17 protein-coding genes and 1 other RNA gene are annotated in these 17942 nt (G+C 57.7%); 7 read left to right on the top strand and 11 right to left on the bottom strand.

Going from position 1 to position 17942, the window contains the following annotated elements; translation table 11 throughout:
* Nucleotides 1-36 precede the first annotated feature (36 nt).
* From AC13DE_RS18860 to AC13DE_RS18835, 6 genes are all read right to left on the bottom strand, one after another.
* On the bottom strand, nt 37-1458 hold the full coding sequence (locus AC13DE_RS18860) for a cryptochrome/photolyase family protein (protein WP_483048702.1): 1422 nt from the start codon (nt 1456-1458) through the stop codon (nt 37-39).
* 207 nt (nt 1459-1665) lie between these two features.
* A complete protein-coding gene (gene acuI / locus AC13DE_RS18855) occupies nt 1666-2658 on the bottom strand; it encodes an acryloyl-CoA reductase (RefSeq protein WP_483048701.1) in 993 nt (330 codons plus the stop codon).
* 107 nt (nt 2659-2765) lie between these two features.
* Complete coding sequence (locus AC13DE_RS18850) at nt 2766-3869, bottom strand: dimethylsulfoniopropionate demethylase (protein ID WP_446297330.1); 1104 nt, start codon at nt 3867-3869, stop codon at nt 2766-2768.
* A gap of 1 nt (nt 3870) precedes the next feature.
* Nucleotides 3871-4380 carry a DinB family protein gene (locus AC13DE_RS18845; protein ID WP_483048700.1) on the bottom strand — a complete coding sequence of 170 codons (510 nt, stop codon included), beginning with the start codon at nt 4378-4380 and terminating at the stop codon, nt 3871-3873.
* Nucleotides 4377-5084 carry a DUF1326 domain-containing protein gene (locus AC13DE_RS18840; RefSeq protein WP_483048699.1) on the bottom strand — a complete coding sequence of 236 codons (708 nt, stop codon included), beginning with the start codon at nt 5082-5084 and terminating at the stop codon, nt 4377-4379. Before AC13DE_RS18840 ends, AC13DE_RS18845 begins: the two co-directional genes overlap by 4 nt.
* Before the next feature lies 1 nt (nt 5085).
* Nucleotides 5086-5874: a DUF2182 domain-containing protein gene (locus AC13DE_RS18835; protein WP_483048698.1), complete on the bottom strand. Its 789-nt coding sequence runs from the start codon at nt 5872-5874 to the stop codon at nt 5086-5088.
* A 93-nt stretch (nt 5875-5967) separates the two neighbouring features.
* Between AC13DE_RS18835 and AC13DE_RS18830 the strand changes: the two genes are divergently transcribed.
* From AC13DE_RS18830 to AC13DE_RS18805, 6 genes are all read left to right on the top strand, one after another.
* Nucleotides 5968-6708 (top strand): FadR/GntR family transcriptional regulator, encoded by a 741-nt coding sequence (locus tag AC13DE_RS18830; protein WP_446297334.1) that lies wholly within the window; start codon nt 5968-5970, stop codon nt 6706-6708.
* 160 nt (nt 6709-6868) lie between these two features.
* Nucleotides 6869-7215, top strand: a transfer-messenger RNA (tmRNA) gene (ssrA, locus tag AC13DE_RS18825).
* Between the two features lie 429 nt (nt 7216-7644).
* Nucleotides 7645-8112, top strand: coding sequence for an SspB family protein (locus AC13DE_RS18820; RefSeq protein ID WP_446297335.1), 468 nt, complete (start codon nt 7645-7647; stop codon nt 8110-8112).
* A 112-nt stretch (nt 8113-8224) separates the two neighbouring features.
* Nucleotides 8225-9619, top strand: a complete 1395-nt coding sequence (gene fumC / locus AC13DE_RS18815; RefSeq protein ID WP_483048697.1) for a class II fumarate hydratase — start codon at nt 8225-8227, stop codon at nt 9617-9619.
* Nucleotides 9616-9792 carry a DUF4169 family protein gene (locus tag AC13DE_RS18810; RefSeq protein ID WP_446313658.1) on the top strand — a complete coding sequence of 59 codons (177 nt, stop codon included), beginning with the start codon at nt 9616-9618 and terminating at the stop codon, nt 9790-9792. The genes fumC and AC13DE_RS18810 overlap by 4 nt, the downstream gene beginning before the upstream one ends.
* The gene (locus AC13DE_RS18805) at nt 9789-10007 is read left to right on the top strand and encodes a ribbon-helix-helix domain-containing protein (RefSeq protein ID WP_446297338.1); all 219 of its coding nucleotides are present in this window, start codon (nt 9789-9791) and stop codon (nt 10005-10007) included. The genes AC13DE_RS18810 and AC13DE_RS18805 overlap by 4 nt, the downstream gene beginning before the upstream one ends.
* Nucleotides 10008-10176: 169 nt before the next feature.
* Here AC13DE_RS18805 and AC13DE_RS18800 read toward each other — a convergent pair whose 3' ends face one another.
* From AC13DE_RS18800 to AC13DE_RS18785, 4 genes are all read right to left on the bottom strand, one after another.
* Nucleotides 10177-11070, bottom strand: a complete 894-nt coding sequence (locus AC13DE_RS18800) for a fructose bisphosphate aldolase (RefSeq protein WP_483048696.1) — start codon at nt 11068-11070, stop codon at nt 10177-10179.
* Between the two features lie 69 nt (nt 11071-11139).
* Nucleotides 11140-12492: a cytochrome P450 gene (locus tag AC13DE_RS18795; RefSeq protein ID WP_483048695.1), complete on the bottom strand. Its 1353-nt coding sequence runs from the start codon at nt 12490-12492 to the stop codon at nt 11140-11142.
* Complete coding sequence (locus tag AC13DE_RS18790) at nt 12489-13715, bottom strand: hypothetical protein (RefSeq protein WP_483048694.1); 1227 nt, start codon at nt 13713-13715, stop codon at nt 12489-12491. The genes AC13DE_RS18795 and AC13DE_RS18790 overlap by 4 nt, the downstream gene beginning before the upstream one ends.
* A gap of 55 nt (nt 13716-13770) precedes the next feature.
* Complete coding sequence (locus AC13DE_RS18785; RefSeq protein ID WP_483048693.1) at nt 13771-14523, bottom strand: cytochrome c biogenesis CcdA family protein; 753 nt, start codon at nt 14521-14523, stop codon at nt 13771-13773.
* A 104-nt stretch (nt 14524-14627) separates the two neighbouring features.
* On the opposite strand from AC13DE_RS18785, the gene AC13DE_RS18780 reads away from it, so the two are divergent.
* Entirely contained in the window at nt 14628-14855 is a 228-nt protein-coding gene (locus tag AC13DE_RS18780) for a sulfurtransferase TusA family protein (protein WP_446315706.1), read from the top strand.
* A gap of 78 nt (nt 14856-14933) precedes the next feature.
* Here AC13DE_RS18780 and AC13DE_RS18775 read toward each other — a convergent pair whose 3' ends face one another.
* A complete protein-coding gene (locus AC13DE_RS18775; protein WP_483048692.1) occupies nt 14934-17795 on the bottom strand; it encodes an Rne/Rng family ribonuclease in 2862 nt (953 codons plus the stop codon).
* Between the last annotated feature and the right edge of the window lie 147 nt (nt 17796-17942).

The following is a 17942-nucleotide window of genomic DNA, read 5'->3' as shown; positions in this document are numbered from 1 at the left end:
TGTAAACAACATGTGGGGAAGCCACGTTAACAAATGTTAAAAGTTTCGGCTTTTGTAGATTTCCAGTGCCCGGGTGCGGCCGTCATCCAGGGCAATAATCTTGTCGGGGTACGGGTCCGACGGCTTCATGTTCCATCTCTCTGGAATCGCTTGGAAAAATGCCAACGCATCAGTATGCGGTTCCGAGTATTCCTCGGCGATCCAGCGGCGTACATACGCGCCGTCACTGTCGAACTTGGCCAGCTGCGTTTCCGGGTTGAAGACCCTGAAATACGGGGTAGCGTCCGGCCCCGACCCCGCTGACCACTGCCATCCAAGGGCGTTGCTGGCGGGGTCCCAGTCGATCAGGCACTCCTGGAACCATTTTTGCCCGATCCGCCAGTGACACATAAGGTGTTTGGTGAGATAGCTCGCCACGATCATGCGAGCGCGGTTGTGCATGCGACCCGTGACATAAAGTTCTCGCATCGCTGCATCGACAAATCGCTCGCCCGTGCGGCCCTGCTTCCAGGCCTGGACCTCTGCGCGGCGCTCATCCTGGTTCCAGGGAAAGCTTTTCCATTCCTCGCGCCAGTTTTCGGTCAGGATACGCGGCGTGTGGTACATCAGATGATACGCAAATTCGCGCCATACCAACTCCTTCAGAAAGGTCTCGGCACCTGATTTGCCCTCGTTCAAGGCGCGTTGACCAGCATGCCAGCACTGACGCGGGCTGATCTCTCCCAAGGCGAGGTTTTCAGACAGGTTTGACGTGCCATCCACCCCCGGCAGGTCTCTGTTTCTACGATATTCCGCGATACCATGAGCGATAAATTTCTCTAATCGCGCTTGGGCCGCGTCTTCGCCCAACTGGACAAAGGGCCGCACGATCCTTGCGCCACGCTGCATGGCCGCCCCCATCTTCCATTGCGCAATGTCGTCGCTGTCGGGCCACGTGGCAGGCTGGGTCAACGCCGCAGGCCCCCCGACTGGGGCACCGACACCCCTGTTCTTCACAGCGTTCCAAAATGGGGTATAGACCTTGTAATATCCGCCCGCCTTGGTCTCTACCGTCCACGGTTCAAACATCAGATGGCCGCCGAAAGACCGCGCATCGACACCCTCCTCTATCAGGGCGTTCTTGATCCGCGCGTCACGTTGGATACTGTTTGGGTCATACAGCCGCGTCCAATACACCGCCGCCGCGCCGGTCTGCGCCACCACCGCGCGTATCACATCAAGCGCTTTGCCCTGGCGCAAAATCAAACGACTGGAGATTGCCGCCAAACGATCGGCAAGGGTTTCGATGCCCAACCCCAACCGCCATTTAGGGGCGGCCCCAAGATCGTCGATCTGATCATCACGAATGAAAAGCGGTATGACGGGTCTGCCCGACTGGGCTGCCATGTCTAACGCGGGATGGTCGGTCAACCTCAGGTCACGGCGAAACCATACAATTACGGGGGATTTTCCAGACACACCTAGCTTCTCATCAGGGATATGTCTGAAGTTAGCACGCCAAGGTTATTTTCAAGACAAAAATACCGCACATCGGCGCCTGCCCCTCATCGTTCCTCCGGATCACCTTCCGCAGCTTTCGCCGGCACCATTTCGTCCAGGACCTGCTGGCCAAATCAAGGCAGCCGCGGCGCGACCGGGCTGCCTCAACCGTATTCGCCGCCCTGCTCAGCCGTTGACGTCTACGACAACCCGCCCCCGGACCTGACCTTGCAGGATGTCTTTGCCAAGGGTCGGCAAATCTTTCAGCGTGGCCGGTACGACCATGTCCTCAAGCTTGGACATGGGCAGATCACGGGCGATGCGCCCCCATGCGCGAACACGGTTGTCATAAGGCTGCATCACTGAATCGATCCCCAACAGGTTTACGCCGCGCAGCAGGAACGGGATAACGGTCGCGGGCAACTGCGCCCCTCCGGCCAAGCCCACGGCGGCCACCGAAGCCCCGTATTTCATCTGCCCCAGCACACGGGCGAGCATCGCGCCCCCGACAGCGTCAATGCATCCGGCCCAGGTCTCCCCCTCCAAGGGGCGCTTGACCGTCTCGTTGATGTCTGCGCGGGGCACAATCTGGCTCACCCCGAGCCCCGCCAGGTAATCGGCGGTTTCAGGCCGCCCCGTCACGCCTGCGACCTCATGCCCAAGCGACGCCAATATAGCCACCGCGACCGATCCGACACCCCCAGCGGCCCCGGTGACCAGAACCGGCCCTTGACCAACCGCCAGACCATGGTCCTCCAAAGCCATCACCGAAAGCATCGCGGTCAACCCGGCAGTCCCCACCGCCATTGCCTGACGGCTGTCCAGTCCCTCGGGCAAAGGCACCAGCCAATCAGCCTTGACCCGCGCCTTTTGCGCATATCCACCCCAATGCGCTTCGCCGACCCGCCAACCGGTCAACACCACCTTGTCTCCCGGGGCGTATCGGTCATCCGACGAAGCCTCTACCGTGCCGGAAAAATCAATTCCCGGAACGTGCGGATATTTCCTCACCAGACCGCCGCCGGGTCCGATGCACAGCCCGTCTTTATAGTTCACCGTTGAATATTCAACAGCCACGGTCACTTCGCCGTCGGGCAGATCATCCAGACCAATCTGTCTCACCGCAGCGCTGGTTTTGCCGGTTTCCTCGTCTTTATCCACAATCAGTGCATCAAACATCGTCTCTCCAATCCGGAACGCACCTGAGGCCGTCCCTTTTCATTTTGCCAAAAAACTCCGGGGAGCCCGAGGGGCTGGCCCCTCGGTCCCATCTCTCTCGGCCCACGCTAAAGCCAAAAACCCTCTCGCACCACAGCATCCCGCACCCCGTCGGTGGTGCGAACCTGTACCTGTGTGCCGCTGTCCCAATGTGTCATCCGAACCATACCAATGGCGACGTTGGTCTTGAAATCAGGCGAATACGCCGCCGAGGTCACCTGTCCGATCCGCTTGCCGTTCGCCTCGATGTCCCAGGCCCGGTCACAGGGCGGGACCGGACCACCTTCCAGCGCAAGCGCACGCACCTGCTTGGTCGGGCCTTCCTTGGCCACCCGCAAAAGCGCGTCACGCCCAATACAACCGATGGCGGTCTGCGTATCGCAAAACCGTCCCAATCCGCATTCGTGCGGCGTGTTGTCGTCGGTCATGTCGTTTCCATAGCTCAGCAAACCGCCTTCGATCCGTTCGATCAGGTTGGGGCATCCGGCCCGAACGTCCAGATCTCTTCCGGCCTCGAACAACGCGTTCCACAGGGGCATCCCGATGCGCGTATCGTCGACATAGATCTCGAACCCGCCCTGCTTTGAATACCCGGAGCGTGCGACGGCAAGGGACCGCCCTTGAAAGTCAAACATCCCAAAGCGAAAGAACCGGATATCACGCACCGCGTCGCCAAACACCCGCGCCATCAGCGCATCTGCCTTTGGCCCCTGGACCGCAAGCGGGCTGACATCGGGTTCGTCAATCAGCACATCGAGCCGGTAACCGTTCGCGATCCCCTTGACCCACAGCATCAGGTCACTGTCGGCAATCGAAATCCACCAGCGATCTTCGGCAAGTTTTACAGCAACAGGGTCGTTCAGCATCCCGCCGGTCTCATCGACGATGGGCACGTAAAAGCATCGGCCCGGCAACATCCCCCGCAGATCCCGCGGCGTCAACATCTGCATCAGCCGCGCGGCATCGGGGCCCCGCAGTTCGACCTGTCGTTCGCACGCAACATCCCACACCTGCACAGCTTCCTTCAGGTGATGGTAATCTTCCTGCACGCTTTCAAACACCGTCGGCAACAGCATCCGGTTGTAAACAGTGTACGCCTTGACGCCCGCTGCTTCGACACCGTCCGAAAACATCGTGCGCCGCACGCGGCGCGAAGGGGAAATGAGTGCCATGTTAAACGATCTCCGGCATATGGATGATATCACTGATCGGTGCGGTCTGACCGGCTGCGGTAAGCATGGCATGAATTTGGCCGCGATGATGGGTTTGATGGGTGAACATCTGAACCACCACCATTGCGCGCGATATGCTGAAGGCTGTGCCGCGCGTCACTGGCTTACACATCACATCACCGACCAAATCAATCTCGCGTTGCTTGTCGGCCCACCGGTGCAGCTTGCCATCGACCCGGTGGCGATCTGTTGCCCAGCCACGCGCATCGTCGTGCAGCCGGGGCCATTGATCAGGCGCTGCAAAAGGGGGGGCCATTGACGGATCAAGCCGCGACAACCACAGCATATCACCGCACAGCAGATGGTTCGCGGTTCCAAGAATGGAACCGAAAAATGCGCCCCGATCCTTCGTCAGCTCGTCAGCCGGCATGTCGAGCAGCAACGATATCAGCTGGTCATTCTGCCAACTGTTGTACCGCGCCATGGTCCGGACATAACCGCTGCTGATCATGCAGCAGGCCCTTGCCAGTTGATCGGACAGATTTCGGCCGACTTGCCACCGAAGTCCCAGACCCGTCCGTAATCGCGCACCTTGGATTTAAGGCCCCGCGCCGCGATGATATCGGGGCCCATCCAGTATTTGGAGTTCGAGATCATCACGGGGTGATCCGGTGATTTACCGGCGATCATCTCGATCTCGCCGGCGATCTTGCGGCCAATCTGGATCGACCGCTTGTTTCCGTCGCGGATGATCTTGACCGGGGCACGTTCGGCTCCGATGATCTCGGAGACCAACATGGTGAACAACCCCGTTGTGCCACCCGCGGCACCTGAAAAAATCTGGAGCAGCCCGTTATAGGCTTTGCCACTGGCGTTCTCGTCGACATAGGCGGCGACTTTCCAGTTGCCTTCGCCCATGCGACCCGGAATATCGACCAGCAGGCCGACATTGAGGCCCGACAGGTTTTCACCCTCAAAATGACCCTCGTCTATCGCGATGGCCATCCACGCATGACAGTGCCCCTCCGTGGGCGGGTGCGCCCCCAGACTGACGACGCAAGGACAGAACATTTCGCACGAGCAGTTCAAAAAGAGCTCTCCCTTGATCTGCCATTCGGTGGGCGTGGCCTCGCGTCGCTTCGGGTTGGGCATACGCTGATCTATCCGCTGGCTAATCGGCAGCCGGTCTGCGTCGGGTCGTTTATTGGTTACCATCTCATCCTCCTGAAATCACAGGCCACCCCGCCACCCCGACCGCAGCGAGGATCAGCAGAAAACCCATTGGTTTTATTATCCTATGGCCAATCTGGGGCAGCTTTTCCAAGACCATAAAAAGCGTGGCAAGCCCCATCCATGCCAGGTTCATCACGCCGCCGACAAAGCCCAGGGCCATCATCCCCCAACAGCACCCGACACAATACGAGCCGAGTGTGAGCCCCATACGAAGCCCGCCGGTAAAACCTTGTTGCCAATTGCCCAGGAAATACATCATTGGAGAATGGCACACCCCATGGCAAATTTCCTTGGTGCGGGTGAACTGGAACAGCCCCACCGCAAGTAACAGCGCCGCCGCCACCCAACGGGACCTGGCGATCCCCAACATGTCGATTACCCCACCATGTAACAGAACCATCTGCACGCTGGCGATCAACAGTGCAAACAGCAGCCACATGGCAAAATAGCCAAGCAAGACCCCCAGCCAGCCCGCCTGGGTACCGGTCGCACTGTGCATCAAATCCTGATAGCTGCGCAACGTCGGTACCATCGTGGGCAACATCATCGCTGCCATCATCGTGGCCCACATCGCGGCCAGAGGGCCAAAGCGGGCCATCGGCATCGACATTTCCATCGCAGGGTCCATGGCGCGCATTGCCTGCCCGAAACTGTCGGGCCGCCCCAACAGGTCAAGCCCCATCCCGGTGCTCATGGCATACATGACGATCCAGGCAACCAGGATTAGGCTGAAAAACCCCAGCCAGAGCGCGGAACGTAATGTCGGTACCATAATAAGTTCTACCCCCCCCGCGCCGTGCGACTCGCTGCTTGAAAAAGTATTGTCAGACAATTAAAGTTTTTCCAAACACAAATTGTAAGACATATGAAATCGAGCTCCGAACTCTCCACTGATCTGCCAACGCAGATCGCCGCAAGCATCCGCGATGCCATCGTCAGCGGTGACCTGATCGTCGATGAACGCCTGCCATCGGAGGCGGAACTGTCGTTGCAGTTCGATGTCTCTAGGGCGACGGTTCGCGAAGCCTTGAAAAGACTGGCAGCCCAGTCGTTGATCCGCACGCAGCGCGGTGCCACCGGCGGGGCGTTTGTCAACCGGATCAGTTTCGAAGCCGCGCATGCGCAGCAGATTACCACGTCGATCCTGTTGTTATCCATGAACGACGTCAGCTTTGAAACGGCCTGTGAAGCCCGCTTTACCCTTGAAAGGGCTTGCGCCCCGCTGTCGGCAAAACGAAGAAATTCAATTCATATCAACATGATGCGAGAAGAAATTGAGCGGCAAGGTGAAGCAGGCCTGTCAGACGAGGCGTTTTGCGCGTCTGACGTTGCGTTTCACCGCGCTCTTGTCGACGGTGCCGACAACCCGGTGCTGTCCTATCAGCTTGCCGGAGCCGTCGAGGCGATGCAGCCCCTGATGAACATGATCACTTTCACCGCGCGTTCCCGAAGCGCCATCGTCACCCTGCACCGCGATATCGCCGATGCGATCGAGGCCCAGGATGGCGTCGGTGCAAGCGATGGGCTGGCAGCGCTGGAGGTCGAAACGCAAAACCTTGCGCGACGCGTGTTCGAGCAACGAAAGCGTCCGGAGCCCAAGATGTAAATCGCAGATAATCGCCTGCGAACTTTCGATATCGAGAGATCATTCACCCGATCGGTTCGGACCAGACCCATGATAGCCGTGTTCGCCGTATCAAGGGTGAAATGCACGTTGTCACCGTCCCGTTTACAAAGCCACACCCCTTGCGGATTTCTGCGGTTTGCAGCTTGCAAAGTCTGCCGCGGGTCCTATATTTGAAATGTCCTTCGGGACTATGGGTATAAACGCGCATGTAATACGCGGTTCGGACCCGGGGGCGGTACCCGGCGACTCCACCAAACATCCGTCATTTGCGGATCATGGGGTCGAAATAGGATCGACGAACGTCTAAAGATGTAGCTTTATCTCGGCTGACTGCCACCGTTATCGGCGTAAAATGTACAATTGCAAATGACAATCGTGCTCCAATGGCGATGGCCGCGTAAGCGACCGGAACTATTGAAACTTAAGTCCTTACGTTTAGCGACCTAAGGCGGGGTTCGCAGGTACCTGGCAACAGAAACCTGCACTTTACCCCCCTGAACCACACAGCGTTTTGTGACACACCTTGCGGGAGCATCTGCGGGTGCGGCCGTGTTGATGTGGTGTGGAAACAATTGCGTGGCCCTGTTTTTTCTACGAAGAAAGATGCCTTCGGCGAGGATTTAGGACCATTTGGAATTGACCGGAATGCGCACCTACCAGGGTTGGCTGATCAATGAACATCGGGGGCATTCGATCGAACCATTACGTGAGACTTGTCACGCAGGTGACATCAAGTTCAACAAAATCGGCGTTGCTAGGCGGCGTTATCCGGTAGCGGTTGGACTGATATCCATAGTTGTATTTGCCCCAGTAAGGTTTGGTTTCGAAATCTAGGGCTATAATTCTTCACCCCCCTTTTCACCGTGGTGAAATCACGTATGCTGATCTTGTCCAGATGGGGTTGGAGAACGAAGAATGAGCCGAAGCATTGAGTATGGCAATCTGATGCACGATGCCATGCGCGGGTTGATCCGCCAGGTTTTGCTTGACGTGGCCGCACATGGGTTGCCAGGCGGCCATCATTTCTTCATCTCGTTTGACACGTCCCACCCTGATGCGGAATTGGCAGATTGGTTATCGGACCGCTACCCCGGCGAAATGACCGTCGTTATTCAACATTGGTACGATAAGCTTGAGGTCGGTGAGGAAGGTTTTTCGATCACCCTGAACTTTGGCGATGCACCCGAACCGATGTATATCCCCTATGACGCGATCCGCACCTTTGTGGATCCGTCAGTGGAATTCGGGCTCAAGTTTGAACAGCAACAAAGCAGCGCGGAGTCGGATGCGCCGTTGTTGCAAGAAGATGAGAGCGAGCTGGAAGTCCCCGAGGATGCGCCGAAAGCCGCGGAAATCGTTTCGCTGGATAGTTTTCGCAAATAGCCGTCAGGTTGTGCCAGGTTTGATCCTGGCCCGACCCCAAAGCGCAATTGCGCCGCGCGACTGTGCGGGTTAAACCCTGATCCAATGCAAGCGCTAGATCAGGAGCCGCCTCATGGCCGATACCCGTACAGAAACCGATAGCTTTGGCCCCTTGGAAGTGCCGTCCGACAAGTATTGGGGCGCTCAGACCCAGCGGTCGATCATCAATTTTCCGATCGGTTGGGAGAAACAGCCCGTACCGATCATCCGTGCCCTGGGGGTGGTGAAGAAAGCCTGTGCGATGGAGAACCTTCAACAAGGTAATCTGGAGCGCGACATAGCCGATGCCATCGTCGCGGCTGCGACCGAGGTGATCGAGGGCAAATTTGACGACAACTTTCCGCTGGTCGTGTGGCAGACCGGTTCGGGCACGCAGTCCAACATGAATGCCAACGAAGTCATCTCAAACCGCGCCATCGAGATGCTGGGCGGCGAGATGGGGTCAAAGACCCCGGTGCACCCCAACGACCATTGCAACATGGGTCAGTCTTCGAACGACACGTTCCCGACGGCGATGCACGTGGCAATCGCGATGCAGACGCGCGACGTGTTGATCCCCGGCCTGCAAAAACTTTACGACGCGCTTACGGCTAAATCCGAAGAATTCAAGGACATCATCAAGATCGGTCGCACCCATACCCAAGATGCGACACCGCTGACCCTCGGTCAGGAATTTTCGGGTTATGCGCATCAGGTCAAGAAGGGCATCGAACGCGTGCAGGCATGCCTTCCGGATATATACGAGCTGGCACAAGGCGGGACGGCCGTGGGTACCGGGCTGAACACCAAGAAGGGCTGGGCCGAAGCGGTTGCAGCGCACATGGCCGATATAACCGGCCTGCCCTTTGTGACAGCGCCAAACAAGTTTGAATCGCTGGCCGCCCATGACGCGATGGTCATGTTCTCGGGCGCGCTGAAAACCGTGGCGGCATCGTTGTTCAAGATCGCCAATGACATGCGGCTTCTTGGATCCGGTCCGCGCTCGGGTCTGGGCGAACTGATCCTGCCGGAAAACGAGCCGGGGTCGTCGATCATGCCGGGCAAGGTGAACCCGACGCAGGCCGAGGCGTTGACGATGGTCTGTGCGCATGTGATGGGCAACGATGCGGCGGTCGGATTTGCAGGATCGCAGGGGCATTTCGAGCTGAACGTCTACAACCCGATGATGAGCTACAACGTTCTGCAATCCATGCAGCTTTTGGGTGACAGCGCATCGGCATTCACCGATAATATGGTCGTCGGCACCGAGGCGAACGAGGCTCGGATTGACAAGCTGATGAAGGAAAGCCTGATGCTGGTCACAGCGCTGGCCCCGACGATCGGCTATGACAATGCGACGAAAGTTGCCAAGACGGCCCACAAAAACGGTACGACCCTTAAGGAAGAAGCAATTGCCTTGGGCTTTGTCGATGCCGAAACATTCGACCGCGTGGTGCGGCCGGAACATATGATCGGACCAAAAGAATGAGCGCCCCTATCAATCTCAACAAGGTAAAGAAAGAGCGGAACCGCGCGTCGCGCAAGGCCCGTGCTGATGAAAACGCGGTCCAGTTTGGCCAGAGCAAAGCACAAAAGGACCAGCTTAAGGCGCGCGCCGAACAGATCGCCCGCAACCTGGAAGCGCATAAGCGCGAAAAATGAGCGCGCGCCCGGTAAAACATTCGGTGACCCTTCGGGGTCACCGTACTTCGATTTCACTGGAAGATGCGTTCTGGCACGAATTGCGCGATCTGGCTCGACAAAAAGAGATGCCGATCAACGCATTGGTTGCCCAGATAGATGCGGACCGGGGCGTCGAGGCGGGACTGGCCTCAGCGATCCGCGTTTATGTGCTGCGGGCGTTAAAGGAACGATAACTGTCTGATGACGCGGCAATAAAGCGGCGCAGGTAGCGCGCCCCCCTTGCCTCTGAAACGAAGCGTCGATGGTCAAAAGATCATGCTGCGCCGTGACCCGCCCCCGACACAATTGCCGGGCGCGGTCTTTTTCGGTGCATCACCGATGCATGTCGCGCGTCGTGGAACCTTACGCGATGGAGGCGTTGTAGATCTTTGTGATGTTCTTGCCCAAAGCTGCATTAAACTCGTTGTCCGACATCCTGACATTCAACCCTTCCGTCAATGCACGGGAAAAGCTGGCGATCATCTTGGGGTTCTGACTTAGTCGCGTACACGCTACATCCGTCGAATAGCCACCCGAAAGCGCCACGACACGCAGCACATTCGGATGATCGGCAAGACTTGCGTAATGGCCGGACACTTCGGGAAGCGTCAGCTTGAGCATTACGATTTCGTTTTCCGGTAGTGCAGAGAGATGCTTCTCTAGCTCTGCCTTCAGTATTGTTTCACATTCGGCTTTGCTGTCTGAATGGATATTCACCTCGGGTTCGATGATCGGCACGAGCCCCGCATCACACACAGATTTGGCGACAGCGAATTGCTGTGCCACCGCAGACGCGATGCCTTCGGCATTTGCGCCATGAATGACAGACCGCTCTTTGGTGCCAAATATACCGGCTGCCTTGGCACGCTTCAGCAATGCATCAAGATCAGGCATCGGTTTAAGCAGTTGTACGCCGTTTGCTTCGTCTTCCAACCCTTTGTCAATTTTCAAGAAAGGTACAACGCCGCGGTCGTCCCACAACAGATCGGCGACCGGTTTGCCGTTGATCGTATCGTCCATGGTGCGTTCAAACAAAATCGCGCCGATAACTTTGTCGCTGGTGAAATCATCCGCTAGAATGATCCGTGCGCGCATATCATGCATGGCCTTGAACATTTCGGCATCACCGGAATAGTCCGACGGCTCGACACCATACAGGCTTAGCGCCTTGGGTGTGGACCCACCTGATTGGTCCAGAGCAGCCACAAAGCCCTTGCCGTCCTTCATCTGTGTGCGTTGCGCGTCTGTCGTGCTCATGATCCTGTTGGCCCTTTTTGATTCCGTTGCGTGATCGTTTAACCTATCTGTACGCATGATGATATATCGTTAGCGTCGGACAATGCGCAGCCAAATGCCATCTTTTGACCGTACAGTCAGATGGGCAACGGGAACGGGTGCCCGGTTCGTGATCGGTTCAACCTTGAAATCTCGTAACAACCTTGAAAGCAGCAAGGGGCCTTCGACCATGGCGAAACCGGCTCCGGGGCACACGCGCGCACCGGCGCTAAAGGGCAGATACGCTTCGCGCTGGCACTTCTGGCCGTTTTCAGTGTGCCAGCGATTTGGATCGAAGCCGTCAGGATTATCCCAAAGCCGTTCGTGCCGGTGCAAATGCCAAGGACTGATAACCAATTGCGACCCGGCTTTCACGTCGCGGTCGCGAAACCGTTCGGGGCAGCTCGCCTCTCGGACCATCATCGGGACCGGTGGATAGAGCCGCAACGCCTCGCGGAAGACATCCCGGCTTAGCCGCAGCTTGGACATGACGGCGAAATCGCAAGTTTCGATCTGCTGCGCCTCGTCGGCCAGCCGGTCTTGCCAGTCGGGGTGGGTCGCCAAAAGATACAGCGCCCATGCCAAAGTCGAGGCGCTGGTTTCGTGTCCGGCCAAAAAGAAGATGGCCACCTGGTCAACCATTTCTTCGGTGGTGAAAGCTTTGCCTTCTACAGGGTCGACGGTGGTCATTATCTTGGTCGCCAGATCCAGCGGGGCGGTTCCGGCATTGATCTCTGCCATCCGTTGGGTTGTCAAAGTGGTGATGAGCCGTCGGATCAAGGTAGCACTGCGAAGGGTGTCGCGGCGAAACAAGCGGGGGATCCAACGCGGAAGCGGAATGAATGCCGCGATGTTCAGTATCGGCTGGCTGCGTTGGTAGGTTTTGAACTCGTCGAACACCTCGCGCGCGACATGGTGATCAATAGGGATCGAGAACAGGGTTCGAAAAATCACGTCAGCGGCGGCATGACTGGCCTCGGCTTCGATTTCGACGTCCTGATCCGTCAGATGCTCGAATCTTTTTGCCATCGACTCCGCGGCATCCCACATTGCGGGAAAGGTTTCGCGCAGACGCCCCCCTTCAAAGGCGGGGTCGATGATCCTGCGTTGCCGTTTCCAGACCGCGCCGTTGGTCAAAAACACCGAACGGCCCAGCAAAGGCCGAAGTCCTTCGCCGATCCGGTCAGATTTTGGAAAATCATCGGGCCGTTCCTTTAGCACGGTTTTGATCAGCTCTGGCTGGTTAATAAGATAGCTGCGGAAGAACGGTGTCTTGAATTCCGCCATCCAGGCGCGATACAACCGCGCCGGCTGTGCCGATAGGATGTCTTGACGAAACAGGCGGGCATAGCGCCACAGCGACACTTTGTCGGGGCGGCTGTCTGGCTTGGGCGGTTGCATCATGGCGCGGTCGACGTGAACTTGTTCACCGGTTTGACCACCCGTGAACGAGATGCAGGCCGGCCGGCGTAGCGTTCTGACAGACTGTGCGGACCTGCGGTAATCTGGAAATAATCATAGTCTTTGGGCATATCGAATGCGCAAAGATACTGGAAATGCAGCCGGAAGAACCGCCAACGAAGCGCCCGCCACCGCGCCGGGCTTAGCGACTGCGTAAAGGCGGCGGAAAAGACCAGCGGCCAGCGTTTTCCCTTGGGTGCAACGCCAGAAACAGCGACCGGATCACACAGGGCAAAGGCGCAACCGTCGCCCGGTGCCGTCACATCGACCCAGCACAGTTCGTCACGCAGCGATAGATATCGCAGATCGGCCCGCAAACGATGGGCATCGCGCAGAAACGACACCATCGGGACGACTTGTCCCAATGTCAAAAACCCCAGGGCCGGCCCATTCCGCGGGACCCTGCCCGCACGGATCAAATCAGCCAAGATCGATACGGCCAGATGCGCACCTGACGAATGACCGACGACCAACACTTCATCGACATCCGATGTCAACGCTTTGGCGATCTCATCGCCGAACGCGTCTATTCTTGTCTCCAGCTCGGGGGGGTATGCACCGCGGGTCGCCGCACCAAACGCGTAATCGTGCATCAGATAATAGGCAAAAAACTTGCCATCTTTCTTCTTGAACCACTTCAGGACGTACCAACCCACAACTACGCCAAGCGCTCCAGCCATGCCTTTGAACCACGGTGGGCCCCAAAAGAACGTAACCGCCTTGTAAAAGAGCAGCCCCGACGCGATGGCGACCAACAACTGCAACAGCAACATCCCGACGGGATAGAGCGCCGCAATCACCGGCCCCTTGCGCAACTGCATCAACCGCCACAGCGCCCCGGATGCGATGTACACCCACGCGGTTTGCACCAGTTGTCGGTAGGTCGCCAGAATTGAATTGCTCATCGAAATGCGCACGATGTCGGACCAGACCAGCACCTCGACCTGCGTATCGACATCCGCGCCATCTATATGAGATGTGACGCACCACCCGTAATTTCCCTTGGTCTTTTTGGGTTTCAAGCCAATCTGATAGTCAGAAATGCGGGCCTGTTCCGAGCCTTCCTTGCGATAAAGCTCGCGGTATCGGCGCGGGTGTATCGGGTCATACCCGGGGATGTAGAATACCTGTCGGGTTCTAACTGTCTGTTCAAAATTTTCGGACATCTCATACCTGCGTTTGAGCCGACATTAGACAGTATTTAGGGCAAGAGTAAGGCGCCTAACCCAAGTACCCCAAAGCAGGAAAGCTCTCCAATATCCAAAAGGAGAACGAGGAAAACAGCCCGCTAAGCAGAGCCAGCCCAGCGATAACCAGCAACACCCCCATGCCGCGTTCAATCGCTTTGGCATATGGCCTGACCCGGGTCAGCAGACGCGAGGCGCGGGTGATGAACATCGCCGCCAACAGAAACGGGATACCCAGACCCGCGGCATACACACCTAACAGCAACGTACCCCGCGCCACCGAGGCTTCGGATGCGGCCAGTGAAAGGATCGCGCCAAGCTGCGGGCCGATGCACGGCGTCCATCCGAACGCAAAGGCGAGCCCTAGAACATAGGCACCAAATATCGTCCCGCCTTGGTCGCCGACATCCATTCTTACCTCTTGGTCAAGAAGCGGGATCCGGTACAACCCGATAAAATGGAGCCCGAAAATCACCACGATCACCCCCGAAATACGAGCGAACGCGATCTGGTATTGCAAAAAGAAAGCACCGAACACAGACGCCGTAAAACCAGGTATTAAAAATACCGTGCTGAGCCCCATGACGAAAAACAGCGCTGTCAAAACAGCTTTGCGCCGCGCCGTACCAATCGAAGACATGTCGGCCAATGACACCCCGCTTAGATAGGCAAGATAGGGAGGTACGATTGGCAGCACGCAAGGGCTTAGAAAGCTGACAATCCCCGCCGAAAGCGCGATAAAGATTGCGGGCAGCAAACCCGCGTCGATGATTTCAAGCCCGAACATGCCGAAAGCCTTAGCGCGCATTTGCGGTCGCGTCACGCCGTGTCGGGGCGGCCCTGTCTCACAAGGTTGTGGACGCCTTGAAACATGTGTCTTATGGGAAGCAAATGAGCGATTTATATACCCTTGATGCCACCGGGCTGCTGTGCCCCCTTCCGGTTTTGAAGGCCCGTAAACGCCTGCAAGCGTTAAAGTCGGGCGAAGAGCTGACGGTTCAGGCAGACGACCCCGCCGCGATCATTGACATGCCACATTTTTGCATGGAAGCGGGTCATGAACTGGTCAGAACCGATCTGGACAGTTCACCGCAAATTTATGTGATCCGGAAAAAATAAGCGGACTTTTTCGCAAAGAGTGAACGAAAAAAGGGCAGCCCTCGCGGCCTGCCCTTTTTTGTTGGTTTCGCGGAAAACTTACCCCCCTAGGGACCACCAGCCGCGTCGCTTTGGCTTAGCTGGCTTTTCCGAAATCTGTTCAGGCGCGGGAGCGACCCCCGGCTGCGGGATTTCGGTTAACGGTGGTTCCGGCTTTACCTCTTGAACAGGCGGAATTTCTGTTGGTGTCGAATCCGGCATCTCGGTCGGTGTCGTTGGTTGCTCAATTTCGGCGGGCTCCGGTGCAGGCACCGGCGTCGGCTCCTCTGCCGGCTCTGGCGCAGGCTCTGGCTGGATTTCCGGTTCGGGGGTCTCGTCAGGCTGGATTTCCGGCTCGGGTTTCTCGACGGGCTTTGGTGGCTCGACAGGCTCGGGTTTCTGGTCCGGCTCGGGTTTCTCGTCCGGCTTGCTATCGGGTTCGGGTTGTTCCGAATCCGCCTTCGCAGCGGCTACCTTGGGCTTGCGCGTACGTGTCCGCTTGGGCCGAGGACTGGCTTTGGCGGGCGCGTCGTCTTCTGCTTCGGCTGTGGTCACTGCATCTGCATCCGACGTCGGTTCAGCCTTGGGTTTGCGAGTACGGCTGCGGGTCCGTTTTGGTTTGTCCGCAGGCTTTTCCGCGTCGCCAGATGCATCGTCCTTGCTCGCGTCGTCCGTGCTCGTGTCGTCCGTGCTCGTGTCGTCACCTGACGTGTCGGCAACGGCGTCGGATGGCTTCTCATCCTCTGACACTGAGTTGTTATCGTTGGTGTTTTCGTCGCTACCATTATCGTCACCGTTGGACTTGCCCCCACGCCGACGCCGGCGCCTGCGACGGCGTTTGGGTTTGCCTTCGGCGTCGTTGTCATCGTCGCTGCCGGCATCGTTTTTCTTCACGGCGTTGCCATTTTGACCATCGCTACGGGTGGCTTCCGCTTCATCCGTTTCTTCGTTGGCGGAATCGTCATTATCACTCTGGTCGATCTCGTCCATGATCGACGTGTCGACGGAAACGACGTGCTCCACCACCGACACAACCCGTGTTGCCGTCTTGAATTTCTCCAGACTAAAGTCGGGGCTGACCAAGCTGGGGTCACCTTCGATGCGCACGGCCATGCCATAGCGCCCTTCGATATGGGCGATGTGCTCGCGCTTCTGGTTCATCAGAAAGTTGGCAATGCCCACGGGCGCGGTGATCAACACCTCGCGCGACCGCTTGCGGGTGCCCTCTTCCTCGATCTGGCGCAGGATCGACAGCGCAAGATTGTCGTCCGACCGGATCAGACCGGTACCGTGGCAGGCGTGGCAAGGCTGTGTTGTCGCCTCGATCATACCGGGGCGCAGACGCTGGCGCGACATTTCCATCAGGCCAAAGCCGGAGATGCGGCCCACCTGAATACGCGCACGGTCGGTTTTCAGCTTTTCCTTCATCAGCTTTTCAACGGCGGCGTTATTGCGACGCTCGTCCATGTCGATAAAGTCGATGACGATCAAACCGGCCAGATCGCGCAGACGCAGCTGGCGGGCGACTTCGGCGGCGGCTTCAAGGTTGGTCTTGGTCGCGGTCTGTTCGATGGAGCCTTCTTTGGTGGCCCGGCCCGAGTTCACGTCGATGGCGACAAGCGCTTCGGTGACACCGATTACGATATACCCGCCCGAAGGCAGCTGCACAGTGGGGTTGAACATGCCCGACAGGTAACTTTCGACCTGATAGCGCGCGAACAAGGGCAGCGTTTCGCTATAGAGCTTCACGTTCTTGGCGTGGGACGGCATGATCATCTTCATGAAGTCCTTGGCGATGCGATAACCGCGTTCACCTTCGACAAACACCTCGTCGATCTCGCGGTTATAAAGGTCGCGGATCGAGCGTTTGATCAGGTCGCCTTCTTCATAGATCTTGGCGGGCGCGATGGATTTCAGCGTCAGCTCGCGGATCTGTTCCCACAGGCGTTGCAGGTATTCGTAGTCGCGCTTGATCTCGGCCTTGGTGCGCTGCGCACCAGCGGTGCGGACGATCAGACCGGCACCTTTCGGTACTTTGATTTCGTTGGCGATCTCTTTGAGCTTCTTGCGGTCCGCGGCGTTGGTAATCTTGCGGCTGATACCACCGCCACGTGCGGTGTTGGGCATGAGAACGCAATAGCGGCCGGCCAACGACAGATAGGTTGTCAGGGCCGCGCCCTTGTTGCCACGCTCTTCCTTGACAACCTGAACCAGAAGGATCTGGCGGACCTTTACGACTTCCTGGATCTTGTAGCGCTTGGGACGGGGCTTGCGAACATTGCGCAGCTCATCGGCATCATCATCGGCAACCGATTCAATGCTGTCATCCTTGTCGGACGCATCCTTCGCCCGAGTGTCGTCCTCTTGATCCTCATCGCTGTCGTCATCATCGTTGACATCCTCGGCTTCAGGTTCTTCGACAGGTGTCTCCGCGACACGCTCCATCGGAGAAGAACCCTCTTCGTCATAGAAATCAACGGTTTGCATGCCTTCGACTTGCTCACTGTCCATTTCCTTGCTGACCGTGGCATCATCGCTGACCGCATCTTCGGCCTTGGGCTTCGCGCGACTGCGCGACCGGGTCCGACGCTTGGGCTTTTCGTCTTCCTCGTCCTTGGCGGCTTGCGCTTCGGCATAGGCGCGCTCTTCTTCCATCAGCGCCAAACGGTCGGCTACCGGAATCTGATAGTAATCCGGGTGGATTTCCGAAAAGGCCAGAAACCCATGTCGGTTCCCGCCATAATCAACGAAGGCGGCCTGCAACGAAGGTTCGACCCGCGTGACTTTCGCGAGGTAGATATTGCCGGCTAGCTGGCGTCTGTTTTCTGATTCAAAGTCAAATTCCTCGACCTTGTTTCCATCAACCACAACGACGCGAGTTTCCTCAGCGTGGGTGGCATCGATAAGCATTTTCTTAGGCATAAATCCATTTTGCACAGCTGCGCACGCAAAAGGCCCGGTGGGGCACCGCGCGGCAGGGTATGTCTTGTCAGGGCGATAGGTGACGCGGCTAAAACAGGGCCCCAAAGGCCGCATGTCTGTCTGCTCGTGGCGTCTGCGCGCGTCATC

The sequence above is a fragment of the Sulfitobacter sp. L-8 genome (assembly GCF_056859255.1).
The sequence above is the reverse complement of the archived record's forward strand: the minus strand, read 5'-3'. Positions and strand labels throughout refer to the sequence as shown.

What these genes read in the sequence shown, in the direction of transcription:
- acuI (WP_483048701.1), bottom strand. Translation starts at nt 2,658, where the DNA reads ATGTTTGATGCACTGATTGTGGATAAAGACGAGGAAACCGGCAAAACC.
- AC13DE_RS18850 (WP_446297330.1), bottom strand. Translation starts at nt 3,869, where the DNA reads ATGGCACTCATTTCCCCTTCGCGCCGCGTGCGGCGCACGATGTTTTCG.
- AC13DE_RS18845 (WP_483048700.1), bottom strand. Translation starts at nt 4,380, where the DNA reads ATGATCAGCAGCGGTTATGTCCGGACCATGGCGCGGTACAACAGTTGG.
- AC13DE_RS18840 (WP_483048699.1), bottom strand. Translation starts at nt 5,084, where the DNA reads ATGGTAACCAATAAACGACCCGACGCAGACCGGCTGCCGATTAGCCAG.
- AC13DE_RS18835 (WP_483048698.1), bottom strand. Translation starts at nt 5,874, where the DNA reads ATGGTACCGACATTACGTTCCGCGCTCTGGCTGGGGTTTTTCAGCCTA.
- AC13DE_RS18830 (WP_446297334.1), top strand. Translation starts at nt 5,968, where the DNA reads ATGAAATCGAGCTCCGAACTCTCCACTGATCTGCCAACGCAGATCGCC.
- AC13DE_RS18820 (WP_446297335.1), top strand. Translation starts at nt 7,645, where the DNA reads ATGAGCCGAAGCATTGAGTATGGCAATCTGATGCACGATGCCATGCGC.
- fumC (WP_483048697.1), top strand. Translation starts at nt 8,225, where the DNA reads ATGGCCGATACCCGTACAGAAACCGATAGCTTTGGCCCCTTGGAAGTG.
- AC13DE_RS18810 (WP_446313658.1), top strand. Translation starts at nt 9,616, where the DNA reads ATGAGCGCCCCTATCAATCTCAACAAGGTAAAGAAAGAGCGGAACCGC.
- AC13DE_RS18805 (WP_446297338.1), top strand. Translation starts at nt 9,789, where the DNA reads ATGAGCGCGCGCCCGGTAAAACATTCGGTGACCCTTCGGGGTCACCGT.
- AC13DE_RS18800 (WP_483048696.1), bottom strand. Translation starts at nt 11,070, where the DNA reads ATGAGCACGACAGACGCGCAACGCACACAGATGAAGGACGGCAAGGGC.
- AC13DE_RS18795 (WP_483048695.1), bottom strand. Translation starts at nt 12,492, where the DNA reads ATGATGCAACCGCCCAAGCCAGACAGCCGCCCCGACAAAGTGTCGCTG.
- AC13DE_RS18790 (WP_483048694.1), bottom strand. Translation starts at nt 13,715, where the DNA reads ATGTCCGAAAATTTTGAACAGACAGTTAGAACCCGACAGGTATTCTAC.
- AC13DE_RS18785 (WP_483048693.1), bottom strand. Translation starts at nt 14,523, where the DNA reads ATGTTCGGGCTTGAAATCATCGACGCGGGTTTGCTGCCCGCAATCTTT.
- AC13DE_RS18780 (WP_446315706.1), top strand. Translation starts at nt 14,628, where the DNA reads ATGAGCGATTTATATACCCTTGATGCCACCGGGCTGCTGTGCCCCCTT.
- AC13DE_RS18775 (WP_483048692.1), bottom strand. Translation starts at nt 17,795, where the DNA reads ATGCCTAAGAAAATGCTTATCGATGCCACCCACGCTGAGGAAACTCGC.